Source organism: Neisseria sp. 19428wB4_WF04 (genome assembly GCF_015235335.1).
Lineage (GTDB): Bacteria > Pseudomonadota > Gammaproteobacteria > Burkholderiales > Neisseriaceae > Neisseria > Neisseria musculi.
In genome coordinates, this window is the sequence record NZ_JADGLG010000040.1 from 1 (window position 1) to 24,439 (window position 24,439).

At 54.4% G+C, this 24,439-nt stretch carries 26 protein-coding genes and 1 pseudogene; 13 read left to right on the forward strand and 14 right to left on the reverse strand.

The features are described 5' to 3' along the window. The first annotated feature begins 220 nt into the window (after positions 1-220). The 3 genes from IR141_RS08980 to IR141_RS08990 all read left to right on the forward strand — a co-directional run bounded on the left by IR141_RS08980 (position 221) and on the right by IR141_RS08990 (position 1,372). Entirely contained in the window at positions 221-562 is a 342-nt protein-coding gene (locus IR141_RS08980) for a phosphoglycerate kinase (protein ID WP_135036199.1), read from the forward strand. A 101-nt stretch (positions 563-663) separates the two neighbouring features. After that, positions 664-1,020, forward strand: coding sequence for an HNH endonuclease (locus IR141_RS08985; RefSeq protein ID WP_209304417.1), 357 nt, complete (start codon positions 664-666; stop codon positions 1,018-1,020). 16 nt (positions 1,021-1,036) lie between these two features. Continuing rightward, the gene (locus IR141_RS08990) at positions 1,037-1,372 is read left to right on the forward strand and encodes a hypothetical protein (protein WP_135036205.1); all 336 of its coding nucleotides are present in this window, start codon (positions 1,037-1,039) and stop codon (positions 1,370-1,372) included. 233 nt (positions 1,373-1,605) lie between these two features. On the opposite strand, the gene IR141_RS08995 is transcribed toward IR141_RS08990, so the two are convergent. Continuing rightward, positions 1,606-2,766 carry a polyamine ABC transporter substrate-binding protein gene (locus IR141_RS08995; RefSeq protein ID WP_135036208.1) on the reverse strand — a complete coding sequence of 387 codons (1,161 nt, stop codon included), beginning with the start codon at positions 2,764-2,766 and terminating at the stop codon, positions 1,606-1,608. A 313-nt stretch (positions 2,767-3,079) separates the two neighbouring features. On the opposite strand from IR141_RS08995, the gene IR141_RS09000 reads away from it, so the two are divergent. After that, the gene (locus IR141_RS09000; protein ID WP_135033277.1) at positions 3,080-3,598 is read left to right on the forward strand and encodes an RNA pyrophosphohydrolase; all 519 of its coding nucleotides are present in this window, start codon (positions 3,080-3,082) and stop codon (positions 3,596-3,598) included. On the opposite strand, the gene IR141_RS09005 is transcribed toward IR141_RS09000, so the two are convergent. Continuing rightward, positions 3,570-3,758, reverse strand: coding sequence for a hypothetical protein (locus tag IR141_RS09005; RefSeq protein ID WP_135033276.1), 189 nt, complete (start codon positions 3,756-3,758; stop codon positions 3,570-3,572). The genes IR141_RS09000 and IR141_RS09005 overlap by 29 nt on opposite strands. Positions 3,759-4,112: 354 nt before the next feature. Between IR141_RS09005 and IR141_RS09010 the strand changes: the two genes are divergently transcribed. From IR141_RS09010 to IR141_RS09030, 5 genes are all read left to right on the forward strand, one after another. Then, a complete protein-coding gene (locus IR141_RS09010) occupies positions 4,113-4,565 on the forward strand; it encodes a cell surface protein (RefSeq protein WP_135036211.1) in 453 nt (150 codons plus the stop codon). Positions 4,566-4,586: 21 nt separating this feature from the next. Next, on the forward strand, positions 4,587-5,642 hold the full coding sequence (locus IR141_RS09015) for a glycosyltransferase family 4 protein (RefSeq protein WP_135036214.1): 1,056 nt from the start codon (positions 4,587-4,589) through the stop codon (positions 5,640-5,642). Positions 5,643-5,654: 12 nt separating this feature from the next. Continuing rightward, on the forward strand, positions 5,655-6,224 hold the full coding sequence (gene gmhB / locus IR141_RS09020; protein ID WP_135036217.1) for a D-glycero-beta-D-manno-heptose 1,7-bisphosphate 7-phosphatase: 570 nt from the start codon (positions 5,655-5,657) through the stop codon (positions 6,222-6,224). Positions 6,225-6,704: 480 nt separating this feature from the next. Further along, positions 6,705-7,439 carry a 1-acyl-sn-glycerol-3-phosphate acyltransferase gene (locus IR141_RS09025; protein ID WP_135036220.1) on the forward strand — a complete coding sequence of 245 codons (735 nt, stop codon included), beginning with the start codon at positions 6,705-6,707 and terminating at the stop codon, positions 7,437-7,439. A 129-nt stretch (positions 7,440-7,568) separates the two neighbouring features. Further along, entirely contained in the window at positions 7,569-8,258 is a 690-nt protein-coding gene (locus IR141_RS09030) for a M48 family metallopeptidase (RefSeq protein ID WP_135036223.1), read from the forward strand. 251 nt (positions 8,259-8,509) lie between these two features. Here the strand turns inward: IR141_RS09030 and IR141_RS09035 are convergent, their stop codons facing one another. The 8 genes from IR141_RS09035 to IR141_RS09070 all read right to left on the reverse strand — a co-directional run bounded on the left by IR141_RS09035 (position 8,510) and on the right by IR141_RS09070 (position 14,818). Continuing rightward, complete coding sequence (locus tag IR141_RS09035; protein WP_135036226.1) at positions 8,510-9,337, reverse strand: undecaprenyl-diphosphate phosphatase; 828 nt, start codon at positions 9,335-9,337, stop codon at positions 8,510-8,512. A 199-nt stretch (positions 9,338-9,536) separates the two neighbouring features. Continuing rightward, a complete protein-coding gene (locus IR141_RS09040; RefSeq protein ID WP_135036229.1) occupies positions 9,537-10,238 on the reverse strand; it encodes a thiol:disulfide interchange protein DsbA/DsbL in 702 nt (233 codons plus the stop codon). Between the two features lie 19 nt (positions 10,239-10,257). Next, positions 10,258-11,088 (reverse strand): SPOR domain-containing protein, encoded by an 831-nt coding sequence (locus IR141_RS09045; protein ID WP_135036232.1) that lies wholly within the window; start codon positions 11,086-11,088, stop codon positions 10,258-10,260. A 103-nt stretch (positions 11,089-11,191) separates the two neighbouring features. Then, positions 11,192-12,682: a YifB family Mg chelatase-like AAA ATPase gene (locus IR141_RS09050; RefSeq protein WP_135036235.1), complete on the reverse strand. Its 1,491-nt coding sequence runs from the start codon at positions 12,680-12,682 to the stop codon at positions 11,192-11,194. Between the two features lie 26 nt (positions 12,683-12,708). After that, positions 12,709-12,984, reverse strand: a complete 276-nt coding sequence (locus IR141_RS09055) for an accessory factor UbiK family protein (protein ID WP_135036238.1) — start codon at positions 12,982-12,984, stop codon at positions 12,709-12,711. Positions 12,985-13,306: 322 nt separating this feature from the next. After that, the gene (locus tag IR141_RS09060) at positions 13,307-13,744 is read right to left on the reverse strand and encodes a hypothetical protein (protein WP_194198390.1); all 438 of its coding nucleotides are present in this window, start codon (positions 13,742-13,744) and stop codon (positions 13,307-13,309) included. Between the two features lie 16 nt (positions 13,745-13,760). Next, the gene (locus tag IR141_RS09065; protein WP_135036244.1) at positions 13,761-14,561 is read right to left on the reverse strand and encodes an NUDIX domain-containing protein; all 801 of its coding nucleotides are present in this window, start codon (positions 14,559-14,561) and stop codon (positions 13,761-13,763) included. Then, positions 14,558-14,818, reverse strand: coding sequence for a hypothetical protein (locus tag IR141_RS09070; protein WP_135036247.1), 261 nt, complete (start codon positions 14,816-14,818; stop codon positions 14,558-14,560). The genes IR141_RS09065 and IR141_RS09070 overlap by 4 nt, the downstream gene beginning before the upstream one ends. Before the next feature lie 352 nt (positions 14,819-15,170). Here IR141_RS09070 and IR141_RS09075 point away from each other — a divergent pair, with 352 nt between their 5' ends. Further along, positions 15,171-15,821 (forward strand): hypothetical protein, encoded by a 651-nt coding sequence (locus tag IR141_RS09075; protein ID WP_135036250.1) that lies wholly within the window; start codon positions 15,171-15,173, stop codon positions 15,819-15,821. Positions 15,822-16,105: 284 nt separating this feature from the next. Here the strand turns inward: IR141_RS09075 and IR141_RS09080 are convergent, their stop codons facing one another. After that, the gene (locus IR141_RS09080) at positions 16,106-18,154 is read right to left on the reverse strand and encodes a M3 family metallopeptidase (RefSeq protein ID WP_135036253.1); all 2,049 of its coding nucleotides are present in this window, start codon (positions 18,152-18,154) and stop codon (positions 16,106-16,108) included. 286 nt (positions 18,155-18,440) lie between these two features. On the opposite strand from IR141_RS09080, the gene IR141_RS09085 reads away from it, so the two are divergent. Together IR141_RS09085 and xth are read left to right on the forward strand one after the other, a co-directional pair. Next, positions 18,441-18,761, forward strand: coding sequence for a helix-turn-helix transcriptional regulator (locus IR141_RS09085; protein ID WP_228068210.1), 321 nt, complete (start codon positions 18,441-18,443; stop codon positions 18,759-18,761). 123 nt (positions 18,762-18,884) lie between these two features. Continuing rightward, the gene (gene xth, locus IR141_RS09090) at positions 18,885-19,655 is read left to right on the forward strand and encodes an exodeoxyribonuclease III (protein WP_135036255.1); all 771 of its coding nucleotides are present in this window, start codon (positions 18,885-18,887) and stop codon (positions 19,653-19,655) included. Positions 19,656-19,857: 202 nt separating this feature from the next. Here the strand turns inward: xth and IR141_RS09095 are convergent, their stop codons facing one another. Both IR141_RS09095 and trkA read right to left on the reverse strand, forming a co-directional pair. After that, positions 19,858-20,088 carry a hypothetical protein gene (locus IR141_RS09095; RefSeq protein WP_135036258.1) on the reverse strand — a complete coding sequence of 77 codons (231 nt, stop codon included), beginning with the start codon at positions 20,086-20,088 and terminating at the stop codon, positions 19,858-19,860. Between the two features lie 51 nt (positions 20,089-20,139). Next, complete coding sequence (gene trkA, locus IR141_RS09100; RefSeq protein WP_135036261.1) at positions 20,140-21,534, reverse strand: Trk system potassium transporter TrkA; 1,395 nt, start codon at positions 21,532-21,534, stop codon at positions 20,140-20,142. Between the two features lie 383 nt (positions 21,535-21,917). On the opposite strand from trkA, the gene IR141_RS09105 reads away from it, so the two are divergent. After that, the gene (locus IR141_RS09105) at positions 21,918-23,303 is read left to right on the forward strand and encodes a GntP family permease (RefSeq protein WP_135036264.1); all 1,386 of its coding nucleotides are present in this window, start codon (positions 21,918-21,920) and stop codon (positions 23,301-23,303) included. A 986-nt stretch (positions 23,304-24,289) separates the two neighbouring features. Here the strand turns inward: IR141_RS09105 and IR141_RS09110 are convergent. Continuing rightward, a pseudogene (locus IR141_RS09110) lies at positions 24,290-24,439 on the reverse strand (IS1595 family transposase); the annotation flags it as partial.

Below are 24,439 nucleotides of genomic sequence, written 5' to 3' on the forward strand. Positions count from 1 at the left end.
AAAACCGCCGCGAATGCAATTGCCGGCAGCTTTTTCAGACGGCCTAAAAAGGCCTCATCGGCCTCGGCGGTATCTTTGGCAATGCGGGCGGATACCGCTGCATCAATACGCGGCTCCGCCTCTTGGATCCGGCTGCCGGCGCCGTTACGGCCAATCCCGCATTTCAGCTGCCGCATCCGATGGTTGTGTATTGTTACATTTTTTATGAAAGGAATGACAAATGGGACTTGGTATGTATGGTTATACCATGTGTGCAGAGTTTACGGGCGACAGGCAAACCGATGTGGTGCCGACCACCGAAGAAGAGCGCGAACAAGCGCAGGCTACCGATATTGCCTATTGGCGCAAATTCAACCACCTGCACGGACGGATGGAAAACCTGTATCGGGAAAAAGGCGGGGAAAATATCTTCAACTGCTGTACCGTCAGGCTGGAACGTGACGACTTGGAACGGCTGGAGCGGGCTTTGCCAAACAACGAACTGGAATATATGCTGGGCTTTGTCTTCGGTGGTGAGCACTGGGAAATCGGGGAATGGACATCTAGAAGTGCTCTATTCTGAATTGGCTGGAAAGTGGGTACACTTTTCAGATGTCCGTTGTGGTACATTTAGGCAGCTATTGATGAGCATATGGTAAATATCATATTTTCTTTGATCATACAGTGGATCCGTCAAATAGATATTCTAGTGATAGTGTACAATTTAATAGGGCTAACCAAGAATTTATTAATCGAATGAATACTGATTCTAGTTTTAGGAGAGATATGTTAGGTCGATATCCTGAATTAAATAACTGGATGTCTAGTGGTAATAAGAGTCGAAGTCCTGCCGGCTTGACTTGGCATCATCATGAAGATACTGGTAGATTAGTTTTAGTTGATCGGGGTGACCATCGTTCGAATCATGCTTTATATCATCCAACAGGAAGTGGAGGAAGAGATATGTGGGGTGGTGGAGAAGATGGACGTACAGGAAAATTAGATGGGGCTACAGGACAATTACTTAATTGTAAGTTATAACATAATGGGGGTTTAAATGTTTAAACATAATCAATATCTACTATCTGATATAATTAAATATGTAAAAGATACTCAATTTGCAGATGATGATTTTTGCCTATATGGAAAATATGGTGCTTCTTTAAATTTAACCGATTTATATTTAGTATCTGATTATCCAGAGGTTATAAACGATAAAGATGTTTATCCTCAAGATGTAACGGAAGAATCATTTGGATTAGTTTATTACGGTGAACATTTTATTGATGTTATTTCCTCTGCATTAGAGCAAAAGGAATCCGCATCAGAAAATGAGTTGTTAGAGGCTTTAATATTTTTCTATAAACATGATAATTTTATATCATTTAAATAATATTAAATTATGGTGTTGAATATTGTGCAGAACCGATCTAGGGAAAAGAGAGAGAGCGGTTCAATTTCAGACCACAACTGCGGCTCGGTTTGGAGCAGAGTTGGTATATATGAAGTGAAAAAAGCTGCTTGAAGTGATCTAAGCAGCTTTCAACGTAGAGGTCGGAGGCCATCAGACTGTAGCCGTTCTTTTATGCTTCAAACAGTTATCTCTATAAGTTTCCGCATTCATACCTATTTGTTGGCTTTCAAACCCTGCCACAGGCGTACACTTAGTTTGACTGCATCGGGCGATTTGGGCAGTATCACGAAGCTCTTGGCTTTTGCTTCTTCGCCGGGGAAAATGGAGGCATCTTCGGCATACTGTTTTTCCATCAGTTCGCGTGCGGGTTTGCTGGCAGGGGCATAGGTAACGAAGTTGCCGTTTTGCGCGGCCACTTTAGGATCAAGCGTGTGGTTGATGTATTTGTGGGCATTGGCAACGTTTTGTGCGTCTTTCGGAATCATAAACGAATCAATCCAAATGCCCACGCCGGTTTTCGGAGTAAGCACTTCGATGTCCACGCCGTTTTTTGCATCTTTGGCGCGGTTTTTGGCAATGTTGAGATCGCCGCCGTAACCTACGGATACGCATAGGTTGCCTGCCGCCATATCATCAATATATCCCGAAGAGCTGAAGCGTTTGATGTCGGGGCGCACTTTTTTCATCAAGTCGATTGCGGCTTTCAAATCTTCGGCGTTTTCGCTGTTGGGATCTTTGCCCAAATAGTTCAAAGCCAGCGGAATCTGTTCAGTGGGACTGTCGAAAAAGCTGATGCCGCACGTTTTCAGTTTGGCGGTGTATTCGGGGTTGAACACCAAATCCCACTCGTTGGCCGGCAGCCGGTCGGTGCCGAGTGCCTTCTTCACTTGGGCTTTATTGACGGCCAGTGTGTTGATTCCCCAAAAGTAGGGCACGGCGTATTTGTTGCCGGGATCGGTTTTGTCCATCATCGCCATCAGGTCGGGGTCGAGATTGGCGTAGTTGGGAATCAGGGTTTTGTCGATTTCCTGATAGGCACCGGCTTTAATCTGGCGGCCTACGTTGGCAATCGAGGGGGCCACCAAGTCATAGCCTGATCTGCCGGTGAGTACTTTGGCTTCGAGCGTTTCGTTGCTGTCGTAATAGTCGTAACGCACTTTCACGCCGTTGTTTTTTTCAAATTCGGTGATGGTGGCGGGATCGACATAATCCGACCAGTTATAGATGTTGAGCTTGGCCGTGCCTTCGGCGGCAGTCTGCCGCTCGCTGCTTGCCGGTGTGCCGCCTGCCTGTTGGGTGCCGGAGCCGCCCGATCCGCCGCAGGCGGCCAGAAACAGGCTTGCCAGCGCAGAAAACAATAAAGTTTTTTTCATCTTTTTATCCTTCAAAAAACGTACCGTTTGTGCGGTACAAAAAAATAGAGAAATATGTAAACGGCACTTTGCCGCATACAGCAGGCGCCGGCTGGCCGGCGTAGTGCGGATTAAACGGCAAAAGCCTTTCAAATGCAATACTTTAGCGCGTAAAAACCAATGGGTTTCCACGCGCTTTCAGATAGGCGTTTCATCATAAACAAAAATTTTTTCCACACGGCTGTGAAGCTGCCGCGCACACCGTGGCGGATTTGTCAAAACCCCTGTACTTATGGGAAAATCACCTGATTGAATTTTATGCAAAGGGCGAACGATGCTCGACCGTGAAGGCTATCGCCCCAATGTCGGTATTATTTTAACCAATGACCGCAACGAGGTTTTTTGGGGCAAGCGTGTGCGCGAACACTCGTGGCAGTTTCCGCAAGGCGGCATCAAGCCGGGCGAAAGCCCTGAAACCGCGATGTACCGCGAGCTTCTTGAAGAGGTGGGCTTGCTGCCGCACCATGTGAAAATTTTGGGGCGTACACGCGATTGGTTGCGCTATGATGTGCCTTCGCACTGGGTGCGCCGCGAGTGGCGCGGTTCCTACCGCGGCCAAAAGCAGATTTGGTATCTGCTGCGCTTGGTCGGCCGCGAAAGCGATGTGCATCTGCGTGCCACCAGCCACCCGGAGTTTGACGGCTGGCGGTGGCACCAATATTGGGCGCCGATAGATGAGGTGATTGATTTTAAAAGAGAAGTATATGAAGGGGCATTGAGCGAGCTGTCGCGTTTTCTGCGCGGTTTGGAAACCCTGGAAGAATTTAACGGCAGGCAGCAGGCAGGCCGTTAGTGCGGCTGCCGATCGGGGTCTGATTGATTTCTGCTGCGGCATTGTTGCGCTTCGATTTGATGGGAACGGTTTTGCCGGCCTGAAATGCGGCAGCGAATCGGTTTTGCCATATTGGTATTGCTTGCGCCTGCACGGCGCCGGAAATAGGTGGATCCGCCATATCACCATGCCTTCAGGCCGTCTGAAAATATTTCCGGCAAGGCGGCCGGCAGTTTTTCAGACGGCCTGTTTTGCGCGGGCCGGAGTTTTCTGCTGCCGAAGGCCGGAGTCTCGGCAAAATACCTTAATGCCGTCTGAAAGAACCGGATGCCGTTATTTCTATTTCTGCGTGGGCGAAAGCTCGAGTGCAGATATTAAATTAATGGTTAATCAGCCGCTTAAGATGATAAACCGTGAGTTTTGTGCCCGCGCGGGGCAGCGCAGCGGGCTTGCCGGGCCAATAGCGGCACACAAACTGCTTGTGAGTTTTTTTGAATTTTAAAAAGCTTCAGGCCGTCTGAAAAAGGGCAGAGCCATGTATGACCATGTTCAATTCCACACTGACGAAAACTACCCCGCCGGTCTGCCGCCGGAAAACGCAGCCACCCATATCGGCATGTATTGGGCGTGGGCGGCATCGCAACACCTGGCCAATCCTGTTTGGCAGAGTGCGCCCGAAACCGCCGCCGACTTTGCCGCTATGCTCGAAGGCGGCATCAGCGGTGCCGAATTTTTGTGCCGGCATATGGGCGGCGCACTCACGCGCGAAGATTTTAATGAGTTTGGCCGGCGTTTTGCCGATTTTTATTACGATGATGAAGAAGAGGGCTACGGTGCGTTTATGGAAGACTATGTGCGCACCATGAACACGCCTGCACTCGAGAGTTTTTACCATGTTGCCGATAATGCCGAAAACCGCGCTGCTTTGGAAGCAGTATTCCAAGCCGCTTTTGAAGCCTGGGATGCCAGCCTGCGCAGCCAACATTGAAAGGCCGTCTGAAAGAGCCCTATGCCTGCAAAACCCTTAGCTTTCAGCATTAACTGCTTCCGCCGCGGCGGCGGCATGGAAAGCTACACTTTCGATTTGGTGCGCCATCTTGCCGGCAACGGCCGCAGCGTGCGCATTTATGCGGCGAAATTCGACACCGCCCTGCCCGAGTATGCCTGCATCGAACCCTGCCTGATTCGGCAAAGCCTGGTGCCTAAGAAGCTCAGGCCGTTTTTCTTTTCGGCACAATTGCAGCCGCACCGCCGGCCCGGGGAGCGGCTGATTGCCTGCAACCCCAGCGATCATGCCTCTGTGTTTGTTTGCGGCGGCACACATTTGGGCTATTTGCGTAGCATGGGCAAAAGTGCCGACCCGCTCGACAAATTAACCGTTTGCCGCAACCGCAGCAATTATGCCACCGCGCGCCTGATTATGGCGCACTCGGCACAGATGCAGCGCGAGCTGGTGGAGCTTTACGGCATCGATGCTGCCAAAATCCGCGTGGTTTACCCGCCCGCCGACACCCGCCGTTTTTACCCCGATGCCGGCTCGGCTGCCGCCGCGCGCCGCCGCTACGGTTTTCGCGATGATGAAACCGTTTTTCTGTTTCCGTCCACCGGCCATACGCGCAAAGGGTTGGGTTTGCTGGCCGCATTTTTCGAGCGCACCGATTTGCCGGTGAAGCTTGCCGTTGCAGGCTCGCCGCTGCCGCGCCCGATGAAAAACACGGTGGAGCTGGGCTTTTGCAACGATATGCCCGCGCTTTACCGTGCCGCCGACTACACCGTGATGGCATCGTTTTACGAGCCGTTCGGCCTGGTGGGCGTTGAATCGGTGTTGAGCGGCACCCGCGTGGTTTTGTCGGACAATATGGCCTGCACCGAAGTGATGAACGGCGGGGCAGGTTTTTTCTTTTCGCGCGAAAACCCCGAATCCCTGGCTGAAGCCGTGCGGCAGGCAGTAGCCCTCAAGCAGGCAGGCGGCCATAAAATTGCAGGGCCGCTGCAAGCCTTAACCTACAATCCCGATGTGGCGCACCACATTGCCGGGCTGGATGCCGTGCTGCAGGCCGTCTGAACAGGAAAATACATGAAACTGATTATTCTCGACCGCGACGGCGTGATTAACCTCGACCGCGACGATTTCGTAAAATCCGCCGAAGAATGGGTGCCGGTAGAAGGAAGTATGGATGCTGTTGCCTTTCTCACCGAGGCAGGCTACACCCTTGCCGTGGCCACCAACCAATCGGGCATAAGCCGCAACTATTTTACTGTGGAAACGCTTACCGAGATGCATGCCAAAATGCACCGGCTGGTGCAGCAGGCAGGCGGCAAAATAGACGGCATCTGGTTTTGCCCGCACACGGCAGAAGACGGTTGCAACTGCCGCAAACCCAAACCCGGCATGATTACCGACATTATCGAGCGGTTTAACGCCGAAGCTGCCGAAACCTGGCTGGTGGGCGACAGCCTGCGCGATTTGCAGGCCATCGATGCGGCAGGCGGCAAACCCGCGCTGGTGCTCACCGGTAAGGGTAAAAAAACATTGGAGCGCGAGGGCGACAACCTGCCGGCGAGTACGCAGATATTCGACAACCTGCTGGCGTTTTCGCAATACGTTACCCGGCAGGAAAACGATAGGGAAACCAAAGAAAGCTGACGTTTGCCGGGTTAAAATAAAACTCTTGGCCAAACCTGCCTGAGTGCAGAGAATCCCGGTATTGCACACCTTTTTTGTTTGGAGCCCGTTTTGTTTTTTTGAAGGCGGACGGAATGCCGGAAGAAGCGGCAAAGCGGTGTGGGTTGTGCGGATACCCAAAAACCACCAAACCATTGCTGCAACAGAAAACCAAAGTCTTCCGGCACAAAAAGTGCAAACAGGCAGGCCTTTCGGACACTCAAGGCCGTCTGAAAGGTTTTCAGACGGCCTTTTACAGTTGCAGTTGGTTGTTAACTGGGGGATTGGGTGTGGGAAAATAAAATCAAAGCGGTATGGCATGGCCCGGCACTCGGGCTGTGCAGCCGGCAGGGCAGGCTTCAGCGCCAAAGGCCGTCTGAAAATGCCTGCAACTAACCCGGCCTTTCTAACACGCAAGGCCGTCTGAAAACATCCGCAACCACAGAAATTTAGGAACTCCGAATGCTTTATCTGCGCAACTTTATCTATTGGCTGGTGCTGGTTTTGATTACCCCGCTGATGTTTGCCTTAATTCTGCCCGCCGCCCTGATACCCAAGGGAGCGAATTATGTGGGGCGCGCATGGGCGCTGGTGTTGGTGTGGCTGCTGAAAAATATTGTCGGCCTAAGATACCGAGTGGAAGGCATCGACAATATTCCCGCGCAACCTTCGATTATTTGCAGCAAGCACCAATCGGGCTGGGAAACGTTGGCGTTTCAAGAAATTTTTCCTCTGCACGTTTTCGTGGCCAAAAAAGAGTTGTTTAAAATCCCGTTTTTCGGTTGGGGCTTGAAACTGGCCAACACCATCGGCATAGACCGCAGCAACCGCGCCCAGGCCAACCGCCGGTTGATGGAGCAGGGCTTGGCGCGCAAAAAAGAAGGTTTTTGGATTGCCATCTTCCCCGAGGGCACCCGCCTGCCGCCCGGGCAGCGCGGCAAATACAAACTCGGCGGGGCGCGCATGGCGCAGATGTTTGAAATGGACTTGGTGCCGGTGGCGCTCAACAGCGGCGAATTTTGGCCGAAAAACTCGTTTTGGAAACACCCCGGCGAAATCACCGTGGTTATCGGCAAACCCGTTGCCTATAACGGCGGCACGCCCGAAGCCATCATGGCGCAATGCGAAAGCTGGATTGAAGCGCAGCAGCAAAAAATCGGCGGCAAGGGGCCGTTTGCTGCTGCAAAGGCCGTCTGAACCCCCGTTGTGTTTCGTTGCCGCCCTGCCTGTTATAGAAAAATTTGAAGCATTTGGGGCAATATTCATGTTATCAATCTGAAGCCTGAAGTATGAATCCCCCCACTTAATCATCCCCCGTTCAACCGTATGCCAATGCAGCTTACCCACACGCTTTCAGACGGCCTCTCTATCTGCATCGAACTGAAACGCAGTGCCAAGAAAAACATTATTCTTCGCCCGCACTCTGCCGACACCGTCCGCCTCAATGTGCCGCCTTATCTCGGCGGCAGGCAGTTAAAGGACTGGCTGGCCGGCAACGAACCCTTACTGCGGCAAGCCCTAAGCCGCCCCCCGCAGCCCGCCCCCGAAACCATGCCCGGGCATATTTGGTATCGCGGCGAACGGCATACCCTGCATACCCACAAACACGCACATATCTGCCACCAACCGCCGCAAATCTTACTGCCCGAAGCGTTATGGAGCCGGCAGAAAAGCCAATTATGCCGCTACCTGGCCGAACGCGCCGCCGAAACCCTGCTGCCGCGTTTGGCGCAACATGCCCAAGCCATGCGGCTGAACCCTGCCGCAACCGCGCTGAGCCATGCCAAAACCTTTTGGGGCGTTTGCCGCAGCCGCACCGGCATCCGTTTGAACTGGCGTTTGATCGGCGCGCCCGATTTCGTGGCGGATTATGTGTGCATATATGAACTCTGCCATCTTCCGCATCCCAACCACGGCCCGCATTTTTGGGAAATGGTCCACCGCTACACCCCGCATACTCGAGACGCTAAAAAGTGGTTGAAGCAGCATGGCAGCGAATTGTTTGTGTTGGGTTGAAAGCGGGCGGGAAAGCTGTATGGAACGGTAGCGGGTAAAGTTTCCGTTAAAATTTCCGTTAATGATTGGGTGTCACAGTGAAGCTGCTTATTAGCTTATGGCGCAGCAACACCGCGCTGCGCTGCATGGTTTTACCGATATGAAAAGCAGGGCAGTGAAATCGGAGTGAACCACAGGCAAAGGCCGTCTGAAAATATGTTCAGACGGCCTTCGTGATGAGCTTGGCGCAGCCGGGTGTTTTGGGAAAACGGTTACATTTCCGTCCAGTTTACCCAGCCTGTCAGCCAGGTAATCAGAATCAGGCTGCCGAAAACGATGCGGTAGTAGGCAAACGGCACATAGTTTCGGGTGGCCACGAATTTCAGCAGGGCTTTTACTGCCAAGAGGCCGGCGGCAAAGGCCGAAACAAAGCCTACTATAATCAGGCCGATATCTTGTGCGGAAAACAGGTGGAAATGCTTCAGCACATCGTAGGCGGTGGCGGCAATCATCACCGGCACGGCCAGAAAAAACGAAAATTCGGTGGCGGTTTTGCGCTCCAGCCCCCACAGCATACCGCCCATAATGGTGCTGCCCGAGCGCGAAGTGCCGGGAACCAGCGCGCATATTTGGGCGATGCCCACCACCAGTGCATCGCGGATACGCATATCGTCAATGCTGGTGACTTTCGGCGCAATACGGCTTTGGCGGTGTTCAATCCACAAAATGAGAAAGCCGCCGATAACCAGGGCGGTGGCCACGGTAATCGGGTTAAACAGAAAATGTTTGATTTGTTTGCTGAAAATCAGACCCACTACGGCGGCGGGGATAAAGGCCACGGCCAGGTTGACAACGAAGCGGTTCACCTGCCTGTCGCGGCCGATATGGGTGATAACATGGGTGAAACGGCGGCGGTATTCAAACACCACTGCCAGCACGGCTCCGAGTTGGATGGCTATTTCAAACACTTTGCCGTTACTTTTGAAATTGATTAAGTCGCCCGCCACAATCAGATGGCCGGTGCTGGAAATCGGCAGAAATTCGGTCAGGCCTTCGATAATGCCCAAAATCAGGGCTTTGAACAATAATAAGATATCCATAAAATCGGGCGTGGTTCTTTCAGACGGCCGGGCAGCTTTCAGACGGCCCCGCAAACATAAATTTCAGGCAGCCTCTCTCTATAGAAGGAAAGCCTGACCATCGGGCTGCAGAATCCGCCGGCATCTTTGCCCAACGGAACTGCGGTTCGGCATGGTGGTTAGGCTTTTTCTGCTGAGTCTGCCTGCTTGCTGCTTATGCTTATTTGTTGGCAGACTTGGCAATCGATGCCCCTTTGCTTTTCAGCGGGGGGACAGCTTTTTGTGTTGCAGGGGCTTTCATTTTGCGCTCTCCACGCACTTTTACCACCAAATCATCAATGGTTTTCATGCCCGACTGCCAATCGCCGGTGAATTTCACCTGGTATTTGCCGCCCACGATCACGGTGGGTGTGCCGCTGATTTGGTAGGTGTTGGTCAGCTCTTCCATTTTTTTGGCTTGGGCAGGGTTGCCGAAAGAATCATATGCGGCAATCAGTTTGTTGCCGTCAAAGCTTTTCTGACCCGCCGCCCATTGCTTGAAAGTGGCGGTGTCGGCCAGATTGATTTTCTGCTCGTAAACGGCTTTGAATACTTCGGGGTTGGCTTGGTATTTCAGCCCCGAACTGTTTACCGCTGCCGCCACACGCGCCAAGCCCAGCATTTCAGGCTGCCAAACAACGTGTTCGGTGCGCAGATAGGTGTCGGCGGGGAAAGTTTTGGCGTGTTTCAGCAGCACCGGGTCGAGATGGTGGCAGTGTACGCAGAAATAGCCGAAAAATTCCAACACTTCGATTTTGTCGGCCTGAAGCTGGGGAATCGGTTTGGGCAGAACGGTGTAGTCGGTGCCTTCGGTTGCCGCATGGGCATGGGCGGCCAAGCCGAATGCTGCGGCTGCAGCCAGTAAAATACTTTTCAATTTCATAGGTTATCCTTTTTGCATCTTATTTGACGGAGCGGGCGAAACTGTCGACACCGTTGCGTTTGAGGGTTTGTTGGACACGGCGGGCGGCATCGCTGCCCATGCGGCCGCTTTGTACGCGGTAAACGGTTTTGCCGTTGGCCTCGCCCTCTACCACGCCGGACGATATGCCCATCATGGCCAGTTTGGCGCGGTGGGCTTCGGCACTCTCGCGGTTGTTGAACGAGCCCATTTGCAGCACGGTGCGGCCGCCCCCGTCGCCGGCAGGCTGCTGTTTGCCGCTATCGGCTTTTTTGGTACTTTCTTGTGCCGGCATTTCTTTTTTAGCCGCTTCGGCACGGGCGTTTTCACGCGCTTTTTCGATGCTGCCGCTGTTTAAAATTTGTTCGGGCGTGGGTTGAGCCGCTTTTTTGCGCTCTTCTTGTTTGGGTTCTTCTTTTGTTTTTGCCGGCTGCTCTTTTTTCGCTTCGGGCTTTTTCACGATCGGTTTTTGTTCGGGCTTGGGTTTGACCGTGGTTTGTGGCGGCGGGGCGGTGGGTGTGTCGGACGCAGCAGGCTCGGGAGCGGTGCCGGTTATCGGTTCGGAAACTGCCTGCTGTTCTTCGGTAGGGCCGTCTGAAACATCGGAAGCTGTATCGGCGGGAGGGGCAGGGGGCGGCGCGGATGCGGCGGAGCCGCTGCTGTTCGGGGTGAGAATTTCGGGTTGGGGCAGGTCTTTCCGTGTTTCTTCTTTGAATGCTTCTTTATTGCTTTTGTTCAAAAAGAACAAAACACCGGCAATCACTGCGGTTGCCAGCAACAAGCCCAACATAAAGCCCGAAAGGCCTTTGCCATATTGTTTTTTAGCGTTCATAAACATACCTGTGAATCTTGTTTTATCCGGTGCCGTCTGAAAGCCGCCGCTACGGTTTTGAAACGGCGGATTTTAGCAACAACTTATGCTTTAAGCAAAAACCTTACAAAGCACGACGAAAACTTACTGCGCGTAACACGTGGGCGCGGCCGACACTTTTATCGCCGTTCAGATCGGCCAGCGTGCGCGCCACGCGCATGATGCGGTGGTAGCTGCGGGCGGAAAGCGAGAGTTTTTCGAGCAGGCTGCCCAGTGCTTCGTGCGCTTCTTTAGAGACCGCGGCTGTTTCGTCCAGTTCCGTAACACTCAGAGCCGCATTGATTTTGCCCTGCCGCGCATACTGCCTTTCGCGTGCAGCCCGTACGCGCGCCGACACTTCGGCGCTGCTTTCGCCGGCCTGCTGCTGCATCAGCTCGGCGGCAGAAAGTGCGGGCACTTCGATGGTCAGATCGATGCGGTCGAGCAGCGGGCCGGATATTTTGCCCCTGTAGCGGGCGATGCTTTCGGGTGTGCAGCGGCAGGGTTTGGCGGGATGGCCGAGATAGCCGCAGGGGCAGGGGTTCATGGCGGCTACCAATTGGAATTTGGCTGGGTAAACGGCTTTGTGCATCGCGCGGGAAATGTGGATTTCGCCGCTTTCCAGCGGTTCGCGCAACACTTCCAGTACTTTGCGGTCAAACTCGGGCAGCTCGTCAAAAAACAAAACGCCGTTGTGGGCCAGCGAGATTTCGCCGGGGCCGGAGCTTCCGCCTACCACTGCCACGGGGCTGGAAGTATGATGGGGCGACTGGAACGGACGGCTGTGGTGTAATTCCTGCCGGTGGTTGGGCAGCAGCGAGCGCAGCGCCCATACTTCGATGAGTTCGTTGTCGGTTAGGGGCGGCAGAATGGAGGGCAGGCGTTGGGCGAGCATGGATTTTCCCGTGCCGGGCGGCCCCATCATCAGCAGGCTGTGGCCGCCGGCGGCGGCAATTTCCAAGGCCAGGCGGGCGGTGTGCTGGCCTTTCACGTCTTTCAAATCGGGCAGGCTGCGGTTTTCAGACGGCCTCTGCCCGATACCGGTTCGGGTTTGTGCCAACGGTTCAACGGCATTCAGATGTGCCGCCACCTGCCCCAAACTGCCGGCGCCGTAAACCGTGATACCGTTGATGATGGCGGCCTGTTCGGCATTTTGCTGCGGCAGAATAAAGGCGCGGCCGGCTTTCATGCCCTGCCAGGCCATTGCCAGCGCACCCCGCACGGGGCGCAGTGTGCCGGATAAGGCCAGCTCGCCTGCAAATTCGTATTGCGCCAGTTTGTCGGCCATCATCTGCCCCGAGGCGGCCAGTATGCCCAGGGCAATCGGCAGGTCGAAGCGGCCGGATTCTTTGGGCAGGTCGGCGGGGGCGAGGTTGACGGTGATTTTTTTGGCGGGAAATTCAAAGCCGCTCTGGATAATGGCCGCACGCACGCGGTCGCGGCTTTCTTTGACTTCGGTGTCGGGCAGGCCGACAATATTAAACGCAGGCAGGCCGTTGGCGAGATGGGCTTCTACCTCCACCAACGGCGCATTCATGCCGCTTAAGGCGCGGCTGTAAACAAGGGCTAACGACATGGGGCGGTTTTCGGTTTCAGACGGCCTTATTCGGTTTGTTCGGGCACTTCGGCTGCTTCCTGCGCCCCGCCGGTTCCGTCTTCAAGTTTGGCCAGGCGTGCTTCGAGTTCGGCCAGTTTGGTGCGGGTTTTAATCAGCACCTGCTGTTGGATGTTGAACTCTTCGCGGGTAACCAAATCCATGCGGTTAAACGCGCTGCCCAGCAGGGCTTTCACATTTTTTTCAACATCTTTGGCGGGGCTGTTGGCGATGGTTTCGCCCACTTTGGCCGACAATTCTTCAAATATTCTTTTGCCGATCATTTTGCTGTTCCTTAATTTATAGGGTTTGGGGCATTGTATAGCGAATCAGGCCGTCTGAAAATATGCGTTTGCCCAAAGGCCGTTGTGTGGTGTGGAAAATCCCGGCGTGGCCTGCACTTCCCGTTTTTTGTGCGCAGACCGTTTGGGGATTGGGGGAGTTGTCAAAAAATGCCGCCAACGCCGTTTTCCCGGCCTTGATTGCCGCCGGCATGTGAATCCGGCGTGCCGGCGGGGAGCATCGGAAAACATTTGCCGGGTTGCAGAAGCCGGTTGCTGCCGGCACAGAAATAACGGCGGCAGGGTTTTCAGACGGCCTTAACTTTCACTCGGCGGTAAAGCCCACTTGGAACACCTCGCCGCCGATATGGATGTCGGCCAGATAATCACGGCGGTTCTGCACGCACACGGGCAGACGGATTTGCGGTGCCGCCCACGAGCCGTCAGGCCGGCGCAGCAGTTTGTAGCGGTTGAAGCCCATGTCCATACCGCGCATCGAAAAACTCACAAACACTTCGGCCGTTTGCGCCGGCACGTTGCGCAGGGTGATGTCGAACGGCGCTTTGGCGGCCACTTTGCTGCTGAATTTCACTTGCGCTCCGTTGGGCAGCGTGCAGCCCGCGTGTACGTTGCAGGCAGATTCGGCAACGGAGGTAACGGCGGGCTGGCGGCTCTGCCACCACAGCAGTGCCGCTATTTTCACGGCGGCAAACGCCAACAGCAATATGCCCGCCCAAACGGCTTGTTTTCGATTGAGTTTCAACATTTTTCAGACGGCCTCACACATATTCGGTTTCATCATCGGCAATCACGGCATGGGCGCCGCCCGCCAGCCAGCGGCTGCGGTATGTTGCGGCAAGTTTCGGCTCGGCCAGCACCACCAAAGGCAGTGCCACACCGCTGTCGAGCATTCCGCACACCGCTTCGGCGGCTTCGCGGTTTTGCACCTGCCACACTGCCACATCGGCATCCTGCACCAGCGGCCATTGTTCTGCTTTGTCAATCACCACCCATACGCTTTGTGCGGCGGGCATTTTTCCCCGCGCGCGCAGTTCGGGTTCGCCGATTAACACATTGGCGTGTTGCGGTTCGGCCAGCGCAAACGGCACCACGCGGTAGCCGCCCATAGCGTTTTCGCCGTAAAAGCCGGTTTTCAGACGGCCGGCAAGCTGTGTCGGCACGGCAAGGGCGGCCAACAAATCACCGTTGGCAGGCAGCATGGGCGATACGGTAAAGCCGCCGGGCCGCTGCCACGACCACTGCTGCCCCTCGCGTGCCTGGATATTGCCCGACCAACTCTCGGCCTCCACCCGCCAGAAGCGCAGATACACCCGTGCGTGTTCGTAATCGTGGATTTTCGTCAGCCACGGCCTTGCGGTTTCGATGCGGATGCCCAGCTCTTCTTCAAATTCGCGCTGCAGGGCGGCCAACTCGCTTTCGCCCGCTTCGACCTTGCCGCCGGCAAATTCCCAATAGCCCGCATAAGGCTTGCCTTCGGGGCGCGAGCTGAGCAGGCAGCGTCCCTGCTTGTCCAGCACGATGCCGGCTACTACGCGGATGAAAGGGCGGGAAGTGTTCATTGCGGCACCGTAAAAAATAACGACAAGGCCGAAATATACCGAAACGGCGGCGTACCGTCATGGGTTTCGGAGCATAAAGACACCGGCAAGGCCGTCTGAAACGGTTTTTTCAGACGGCCTGGAGGGTAAACAAGGCCGTTGCCCGCTCTTGGGCGGGTTAAAAAAAGCATGGTCGAAAGTTGGTTTATCGTTATGTGCAGGCAGGCGGTCATCCGCTTCTCGGTGTTTTCAAACGGTGCCGCTTTTAAAACCATCACGGCATGGGTTTTGCGCCGGCATGGCCTGAGATTCCGCCGCACGGCATGTGTGTTTATCGGGTTGGCAGCAGTCTGTTTCGAGCCTGCCCGCCTGCGCGGCTGCCGTGTAACGGGCTTGCAACCGGTGCTGATGGTTTTTTTGAAAAGATGCCGGATTCGGTGTGGCAGCTATATTGTCTGTTATGTTTGGATTTGCTTCGGGCAACTGTGGTTTTTAGGTGGCAGCACAGATGTTAAAGCCAAGCCCGGATATGACCGGGCAGCCATGTTTTCAAGCCCTTCCGGATTTTGCCGGGGGGTGGCCGGCCAATCTGCTATATAATGACGTTTTCAAGCCGTTTTATCCGATGTTATGCGTTCATGCTTCAAACTGCCGCTGTTGGTTTTAGGTTTCGGCACACTGCTGCTCAGTGCCTGTGGTTCGGGCGAGGCCGCAGCGGCGGCGGTCGTGCCGCCTGCTGCGGCCGTTTCGGCAGAAACACCCGCAAGTTACCGCAGCGGCAATCTGCTGGAAGATGCTGCCGCTTTGCAGGCGGCGCAAGATGCGCTGGAGAGTCTGCCGCCTTTTCGCGGCAGGGCGGTTAATGTGTTTGGCAATATCGATTTTTTCGGCGGTGTGCGCCCGCGCATCGAAGCGGATATCCAAAACCCGAATCGTCTGGAACGAATCGACCACTATGTTTACGATCACGGCCGCTGGCGTTACACCGATACTATGCGCATTCCGCCCGAAGGTTTGGATATTCCCCAAAAACTCACTCCGCTTTCTCAGGTGAAGTTTGCCGATGCGGCAGGCGTGGCAGAAGCATGGGCGCAAAAGGCGCGCTCGGTCAATGCCGTGATTACCGAACCGTATTTTGTTTCGTATGTGCTGCTGGGCAAAGAGCGCAAACGTTTTTGGCACACTGCGGTCATCGAAGCCGTGGGCGAACAGTATTATTTGAGTTTTCATGCCGGCGGCTCGGTGTGGGAGTTTAAAAGGCTGGGGCGGGAAGGACAGTGATAGAAGGGTATTGATTTAAGCGTTCAGGCCGTCTGAAAGGCTTTTCAGACGGCCTGAACTTTATAAAATCTTTGTAGGTTTTTAAAACATTTCCGCCATGCTCGGGCTTGATCCGATCATCTGTTTGTTTTAGAAGAAAAAGAGATACTCGGGTCAAGCCCGAGTATGACGAAATACAAATAATTCAGGACTAAAACGGCTTTTTTGCAAAGGTCTCAGGCCGTCTGAAAGGCTTTTCAGACGGCCTGACGGCTTATCGATACGGCAGAATTGCCAAAACCGCCTTATGCCGCTTCCATATCGAAACCGCTGTGGCGCAGCAGCGCATCGATTTGCGGTTCGCGGCCGCGGAAGGCTTTAAACGACTCCATCGCGCTGCGCGAGCCGCCCACGGCGAGAATTTCCATCCAGAAGCGTTTGCCGGTGGCTTTGATGTCGCCGCTTTCTTCAAAGGCGGCATAGGCATCGGCCGACAACACTTCCGCCCAAGCATAGCTGTAATAGCCTGCCGCATAGCCGCCGGCGAAGATGTGGCCGAAACTCAGGGCGAAACGGTTGTAGGCGGGCGGCTGCACCACGGCCACTTCTTTGCGCACGCTTTCCAAAACCTGAGGCCATTCTTTCAGACGGCCGGGGTCGCTTTGGCTGTAAACCAGCATATCGAAAAGGGCAAATTCCATCTGCCGCACTAAAAACATACCGCGCTGGAAGTTTTTCGCCGCCACCATTTTGTCGAACAGCCCGCGCGGCAGGGCGGCGCCGTTGTCTTCGTGCGCCGACATATCGGCCAATACATTGTATTCCCAGGCAAAGTTTTCCATAAACTGGCTGGGCAGCTCCACTGCATCCCATTCCACACCGTTGATGCCGGAAACGCCCAGTTCATCTACCTGGGTGAGCAAATGGTGCAGGCCGTGGCCGGTTTCGTGGAACAAGGTGGTGATTTCATCGTGGCTCAGGCGCGATTCCCTGCCGCCTACGGGCGGGGTGAAGTTGCACACCAGATAGGCAACGGGGGTTTGCGTTTGGCCGATGCGGCTGCCCGACACGAAACGGCGGCGGCCGCGGTAGTCGTTCATCCATGCGCCGCCGCGTTTGCCTTCGCGGGCGTATAGATCCATATACACGCCGCCGATAATCGAGCCGCCTTTTTCCAGCTCGAAATAGCGCACGTCGGGGTGCCACACCGACACGGTTTTTTCGATGAAGTTCACGCCGTAGAGACGGTTGATTTGGGCAAACAGCCCGGCGAGCACTTTGCCGGCGGGAAAATATTTTTTCACTTCGGTTTCGCTGAAGGCGTATTTGGCTTCGCGCAGTTTTTCGCCGATGTAGGCCAAATCCCATGGTTGCGGGTCGGCGATACCGAGGTTGCTGCGCGCAAACGCCTGCATTTCGGCCAAATCTTTTTCGGCAAACGGTTTGGCGCGTGCGGCCAAACCGCGCAGAAAGTCGAGAACCTGCTCGGGCGTGTCGGCCATTTTGGTAAACAGCGACAGTTGGGCGAAATTCTCGAAACCCAGCAGCCGTGCTTCCTGCAGGGCGATTTCCAAACGGCGGCCGATATTGGCGGTGTTGTCGAATCTGCCCTCATCGCTTAATTCGCTGGCGCGGGTAACATAGGCGCGGTAAATCTGTTCGCGCAGGCTGCGGTTGCCGGCATACTGCATCACGGCGGTGTAGTGCGGCATTTGAAGGCCGATTTTATAGCCCGTTCTGCCTTCGGCTTCTGCGGCGGCGGCAAACATGGCCAGAGCGTCTTCGGTGAGGCCGGCCAATTGGCTGTTGTCGTCAAAATACAGGGCAAACGCATCGGTGGCATCGAGCACGTTTTGCGAAAATTTTGCGGCCAGTTGCGCGCTTTCGGTTTGCAGGGCGGCAAATTCGGCCTGTTGTTCGGGCGGCAGTTCGGCACCGCTGAGCACGAAATCGCGCAAGTCGTGGTTGAGTTTGGTTTGGCGGGCGGCATCGAGTCTGGAGAATTCCGGCGAGTTTTTGATGGCTTTGAAACGCTCGTAAAGCTCGATATCTTGGCCGATTTCGGTGAAAAACACGGTAACTTCGGGCATCATTTCATTATATACGGCGCGCAGTTCGGGTGTGTCGGCCACCGAGTTCAAATGCACCACCACGCCCCAAATGCGGCCGACACGTTCGGTGATGTCGGTTAGGCGCTCTACCGTGTTTTCCCAGGTGGCGCCGCTTCGGGCTTTAATGGCGGCAATTTCGGCGCGGGCTTCGCTCATGGCGGTTTCGAGAGCGGGGCGGATATCGCCGGTTTGGATTTCGTGGTAGCGCGGCTCATCGGCCAGATTCAGTAATACGTTGCTCATCGGGTTCCTCTTAAAAAATACGGGTGGGTTCAGACGGCCTTATATGGCGGCAAGGCTGCCATATTAAAGCCTTTTGGGCGGCGGGGGGATAAATTAAGCCGAACGGCCCGATTAGAAATCATCACAATTTTAAAAAATATTGCTTAAAAACGATAACGATATGTTTTATTAGAGTGTGGTTTTCAAGGTATTCTGCGGCATTTGTGCCGTAAGTCTGCCTTATCGTTCAATGTGCCGCGAAGAGTTGTTATAGAATAAATATTTGGTGTTTATTACGGTTATCACTATGAATGCTGTTACCCTCGAGATGAAGCGCACCGCAGTTTTGCTCAAGTTGATGGGCAACCCCGAGCGGCTGGCGATTATGGTACTGCTGAAAGAGAGCGAGCGCAGCATAGGCGAGCTGGCGGGGCTGTTGGCATTGCAGCCGACTGTGGTGTCGAAACACTTAACCAGGCTGCGTGCCGAAGGCGTGGTCGATTACACGCGCTATTACCGTGTGCTGCAATACCGGCTGGTGTCGCAGCAGGCGGCGGCGGTTTTGGATACCCTGCTTTCGCTTGGCGCCAAACCGAAAAATCCTGCCGGACATTCCGTGCAGGAATAATCGGTTTGCACGCAGGCCGTCTGAAAAAACGGCCGGCCGCAGCGGGCTGCGTTTTGGCCCGGCCGTGCAGGGAAAAGCAGAGTGTGGCACAATCGGCGGCTTCAATATCGACCGAGGCTGTTTATGAAGATTGCGACTTGGAATGTAAATTCCCTCAACGTGCGCCTGCCGCAGGTGCAAAACTGGCTGCAACAACACCAACCCGATGTGCTGGTGTTGCAGGAATTGAAGCTCGATCAAGACAAATACCCCGCCGCTGTTTTTCAGATGGCCGGCCTGCACACCGTGTGGAGCGGCCAGAAAACCTATAACGGCGTGGCCGTTATCAGCAAGGCTGAGCCGCAAGACGTGCATACCGGCCTGCCCGCGCTGCCTGACGACCCGCAGCGGCGCGTGATTGCCGCCACCATTAACGGCGTGCGCGTGATTAATGTTTACTGTGTAAACGGCGAAGCGCCCGACAGCCCCAAGTTTGAATACAAACGGCAATGGTTTGCCGCGCTGGCCGAATTTGTGCGCGGCGAAATAGGGCGTTACGGAAAAGTGGTGCTGCTGGGCGATTTCAATATCGCGCCCGCCGATGCCGACTGCTACGACCCCGAAAAGTGGCATGAAAAAATCCACTGCACCAGCATCGAGCGTTTGTGGTTCCGCAACCTGCTCGATTTGGGGCTGACCGACAGCCTGCGCCATCTCTACCCCGAGGGCGCACACTACACCTGGTGGGATTACCGCGGCGCGATGTTCCAACGCAGGCAGGGGTTGCGCATCGACCATATTTTGGTTACGGCCGCGTTGCGCGATGCCCTGCAAACCGTGCAGGTGGATTTGGAAGCGCGCGGGCAGGAACGCCCAAGCGACCACGCGCCGGTGTGGGCGGAATTTGCGCTGTAGCGTTGGTGTTTATCATCAAAATATTATGAATTTTTCAGGATTCATTTCGGCCGTCTGAAAAATGTTTGCCGCCCGAAAACCATGCGGTTTTGCGGTGCTTTCCGGTATTACCTACCATCTTCAAAAACCTAAAATGGGCTTTTGGGAAAAATAAGTTTTTGGGAAAAATAAAAAGCGTAAACAACGCCCGATTTTCTACGCTTCAGGCCGTCTGAAAAGTCTGCATCGGGCAGGTGTTTTCAGACGGCCTGAGGCTTTTATCCAATCTGCAAAATATCACAAGAGATGATTTGCCGCATTCCCGCCTGCGCGGGAGTGCGGGTGTTTGTTTCAAGCGTTTGTTTGACCGGCGCGTCAATATTTTCATGTGGATTTCCGCCTGCGGGGAATGGTGGCATTGGATTTTTTCAGACGGCCTGAAGGTGTTTTGCAAAGGCACCGGCCTGTGCACGGTGTATCCGGATGATTGTGCAACCGGCGCAAGCTAGCCGAAAAAGCCCATTTTCACGGCAATCAGTTTTTCCAGCTCGCGCAATATGCGCCGGCGGGATACGAAGAAAATGATATGGTCGCCCTCGGCCATTACCGCGTCTTCTTTGTGGCCCATCACCACTTCATCGCCGCGCACGAGGGCGGCAAAGTGGCAGCCCGGCGGCCACTTGATTTCCGACACGCGGCGGCCGACCAGCGCGGAGGTTTGTTTGTCGCCGTGCACCACCACTTCGATGGCTTCGGCTTTGCCGCGCCGCAGGGGATGTACGGCCGCCACATCGCCTTTGCGGATATGGGCGAGTATCGAGCCGATGGTAACTAGGTGCGGCGACACCACAATGTCGATTTTGTTGCCCTCGAGCAGATCCACATAACTTGAGCGGTTCACGATGGCAATCACGCGCTTGGCGCCGAGATTTTTGGCCAGCAGGCCGGCCATGATGTTGTTTTCGTCATCGTTGGTGAGGGCGCAGAAAACATCGATTTCATCGATATATTCCTGCTCCAGCAGGGTTTCATCGGTGGCCGAGCCGTGCAGCACAAGGGTGCGGTCGAGGTGTTCGGCCAGCCATTCGGCACGGTTTTTGCTGTATTCGATGATTTTGATGTCCATGCTGCTTTCGAGCTGTTTGGCCAGGCGGTAGCCGATGTTGCCGCCGCCGGCAATCATGATGCGGCGGTTGCGCTGTTCGTTGGGGCGCAGCTCGCGCATCATGATTTTGACGTTTTCGGTGCCGGCCACGAAAAACACTTCGTCGCCTTCGATAATCACGGTTTGTGCGGAAGGCACAATCAGGCGGTTGTTGCGGTAGATGGCGCAAATCTGACAATCCACGCCTTCGGGAAGGTGTTGGTTGATTTGGGCGATTTCTTTATCGACCAGCAGGCCGCCTTTGCGCGCCTGCACCACAACCATACGGGCTTTGTCGCCGGCAAAGCGCAGCACCTGCAATGCGCTGGTGTAGCTGAGCAGGCCGGTGAGCCGTTCGGTAACCAGTTCTTCGGGGCTGATTGACTCGGTGATGCTGAAGATATCGAGGCTGTTGAGCGTTTCTTCGGTTTGGTAGTCGAGATAATCGGTGGAGCGCACGCGGGCGATACGGCCGGGAATGTTGAACACCTCGGCGGCGATTTTGCAGGCCACGATATTGGTTTCATCGCTACGGGTGAGTGCCAGCAGCAGATCGGCGTCTTCCGCGCCCGCGCGCTTGAGCATAAACGGTGAGGCGCCGTTGCCCAGCAGGGTTTGCACATCGAGTTTGCTGCCGATGTTTTGTAGCGCGGTTTCGCTTGTATCGATGATGGTTACATCGTTTTCGGGCAGCGAGGCCAGCTCTTGGGCAACGGTGGAGCCTACCTGGCCGCTGCCGAGTATCAGTATTTTCACATTGTTCTGCCGTGTTTTCGGTGGGAGCGTATTTTAGCCCAAAGGCCGTCTGAAAGCATGGGCGGCTTTGCAAAAACGGTTTCAGACGGCCTGCCGTTTGGCATTGTGCATCATTTTGCAGCACAGCAGGCGGGGCAGTTTTATTTTTGATGCGCGGCGGCAGGGCGTGCGGGCAACGGGCGCCGGCTCTGTTTCTGCCGGGCGGATTCAAAAAAGTCGTTTGCAGGCCGAAGCGCGGCAATGCGCTAACGGAATGGCGGCAGATTTGCTGCAAATATGCAGACTGCCCGGCTTGATGTAAGTCATAGGCGGGGTGTTCGGCTGTATTTAGAATGACGGCAGATTCCACTATTTTTGTATTTGTATATGGAAAAGGGCTTGATATGGAAAACTGGACGCAAACGTTAAGCGCAGGCACGCTGCTGGGCATTGCGGCAGGCGCCATCCTGCTGATTTTGGTGTTGATTGTCAGATTCCGCATACACGCGCTGCTCACGCTGATGATTGCCAGCCTGTTTACCGCCATCGCCACAGGGCTGCCGATGGGCAGTATTGTGAACGATGTGTTGGTGAAAAACTTCGGCGGCACGCTGGGCAGCGTGGCGCTGTTGGTGGGCTTGGGTGCGATGCTCGGCAGGCTGGTGGAAACTTCGGGCGGAGCGCAGTCGCTGGCCGATGCGCTGATACGCACTTTCGGCGAAAAGCGCGCGCCGTTTGCGTTGGGTGTGGCATCGCTGATTTTCGGCTTTCCGATTTTTTTCGATGCAGGGCTGGTGGTGATGCTGCCGATTGTGTTTGCCACCGCGCGGCGTATGAAAGCCAATGTGTTGGCCTACGGCATGGCCTCCATCGGCGCGTTTTCGGTAATGCACGTTTTCCTGCCGCCGCATCCGGGCCCGATTGCCGCTTCTGAATTTTACGGCGCCAACATCGGCCATGTGCTGCTGCTCGGGCTGCCGCTGGCGGTGGTTACCTGGTATTTCAGCGGTTATCTGCTGGGCCGGGTGCTTGACCGCAGATTTGCCGTGCCGGTGCCCGATATCCTCAGCGGCGGCAGGCAGGACGATGATGCCCCCAAAGAGCCTGCCGGAGCCGGCACGGTTATCGGCATTATGTTCATCCCGATGTTGCTGATTTTTCTAAATACCGGTTTGGCCACGCTGGCGGCCGAAAAAGTGGTGAGTACCGATGAAGGCTGGGTGCAGGCTCTACGCATGATCGGTGCCACCCCCGTTGCGCTGTTGGTTTCGGTGTCGGCGGCCATGTTTGTGCTGGGAAGAAAACGCGGCGAGCGGGGCAGCGCGCTTGAAAAAACCGTTGACGGCGCGCTCGGCCCTGTTTGCTCGGTTATTTTGATTACCGGCGCAGGCGGTATGTTCGGCGGGGTGCTGCGCGCTTCGGGCATCGGTCAGGCATTGGCCGACAGCATGAGTCATTTGGGCATTCCCGTGCTGTTGGGCTGCTTTTTGGTGGCGTTGGCACTGCGCATCGCGCAAGGCTCGGCCACGGTGGCCTTAACCACCGCCGCCGCGCTGATGGCACCCGCCGTTGCCGCCGCCGGATACAGCGACTGGCAGCTTGCCTGCATTGTTTTGGCCACCGCCGCCGGCTCTGTGGGCGTGAGCCATTTCAACGATTCCGGTTTCTGGCTGGTCGGCCGCCTGCTCGACATGGACGTGCCCACCACGCTGAAAACCTGGACCGTTAATCAAACCCTGATTGCCGCCATCGGCTTCGCACTTTCAGCCCTTGCATTTGGCATTTTCTAGTGAATTAAAAATTATTTCTTTTGAATTTTGCTGAAGAAATACAGAAGATAGTCGCTAAATACGATTAAAAATATTGAATGACAGCCCAAAAGCAGCCAGATTCGCGTTTTATCCTGAGGGTAGATATGCATGACATCATACCAAGCGGCAAAAGTCCATAATAACCCTGGCATAGCTGTCATTACGATCAGTGCCGCTGCCCATGTTTTTCTGCGGGTATAAGAGCGCATACCCAACCAAAAAAAGAAAAAAATCGCACTACACAGATAAATTATCATTAATATCCCTCTACAAGAAAAATACAGTCATTCAGATTGGTTGCCGCTCATATATCCGCCCTGTCGTACTGAAATAGTATTTGGCCGGTAGCAGTCGCTACCTATACACCTGCACCGCATTCCAAATTACGTAAATCAAATTACGACCGGCATAATATCCTGCTGGGTATTTCCATCATTATTTAAATACAAGCAGCATTCCAAATACTCGAATTTTCTTTTTAAGAAAGCAGAATCTAACCATTAACTTTAATGGTTAGATTCGATAAGAATTATATTAACGACCAATGTTATATGTGGTACCCATTGTACCTGCGTATCCATTGATTGCCCCTGCTGCTGCGCCAAACGCTGTGCTACGCATGCCGGTAACCAACGTCCTAGCTCCTGAAACGGGGCTTAATGCCCCTCTCCTGCACCGGTAACAACTGCTGCTGCATGTGCCCATGGATTGTATTGTCCGCTTGCGGCTGTACTGGCCATATAGCCGAGATGCCCTCCGACAGCTCCCATACCTGCACCAGCGGCATTGGCCACCCAACCGCCTGATACTTGACTCAATTCGTTAGCATTTAATGTACGCATTTTATTAAACTCCTATCAGGTTTAAGTATCAACATAAACAAGAATATAACCACAACATAAATGGTAAATATCCTCAAAATGGGACAATATCAACAATAAATTAATAGGTGCTGTCCTAGATAACTAGAACAAATCCTGCTTTACTAATTGTTTTAAAATAGAAATTTGAAATTTTATCTCACTGTTGTTAAAACGCCATTCACACTCTTTCAAATACAGTTCAAAATGCTCTTTGGAAATGCCGTTAAACTTGCGTAAATGGCGTTTTGCTTG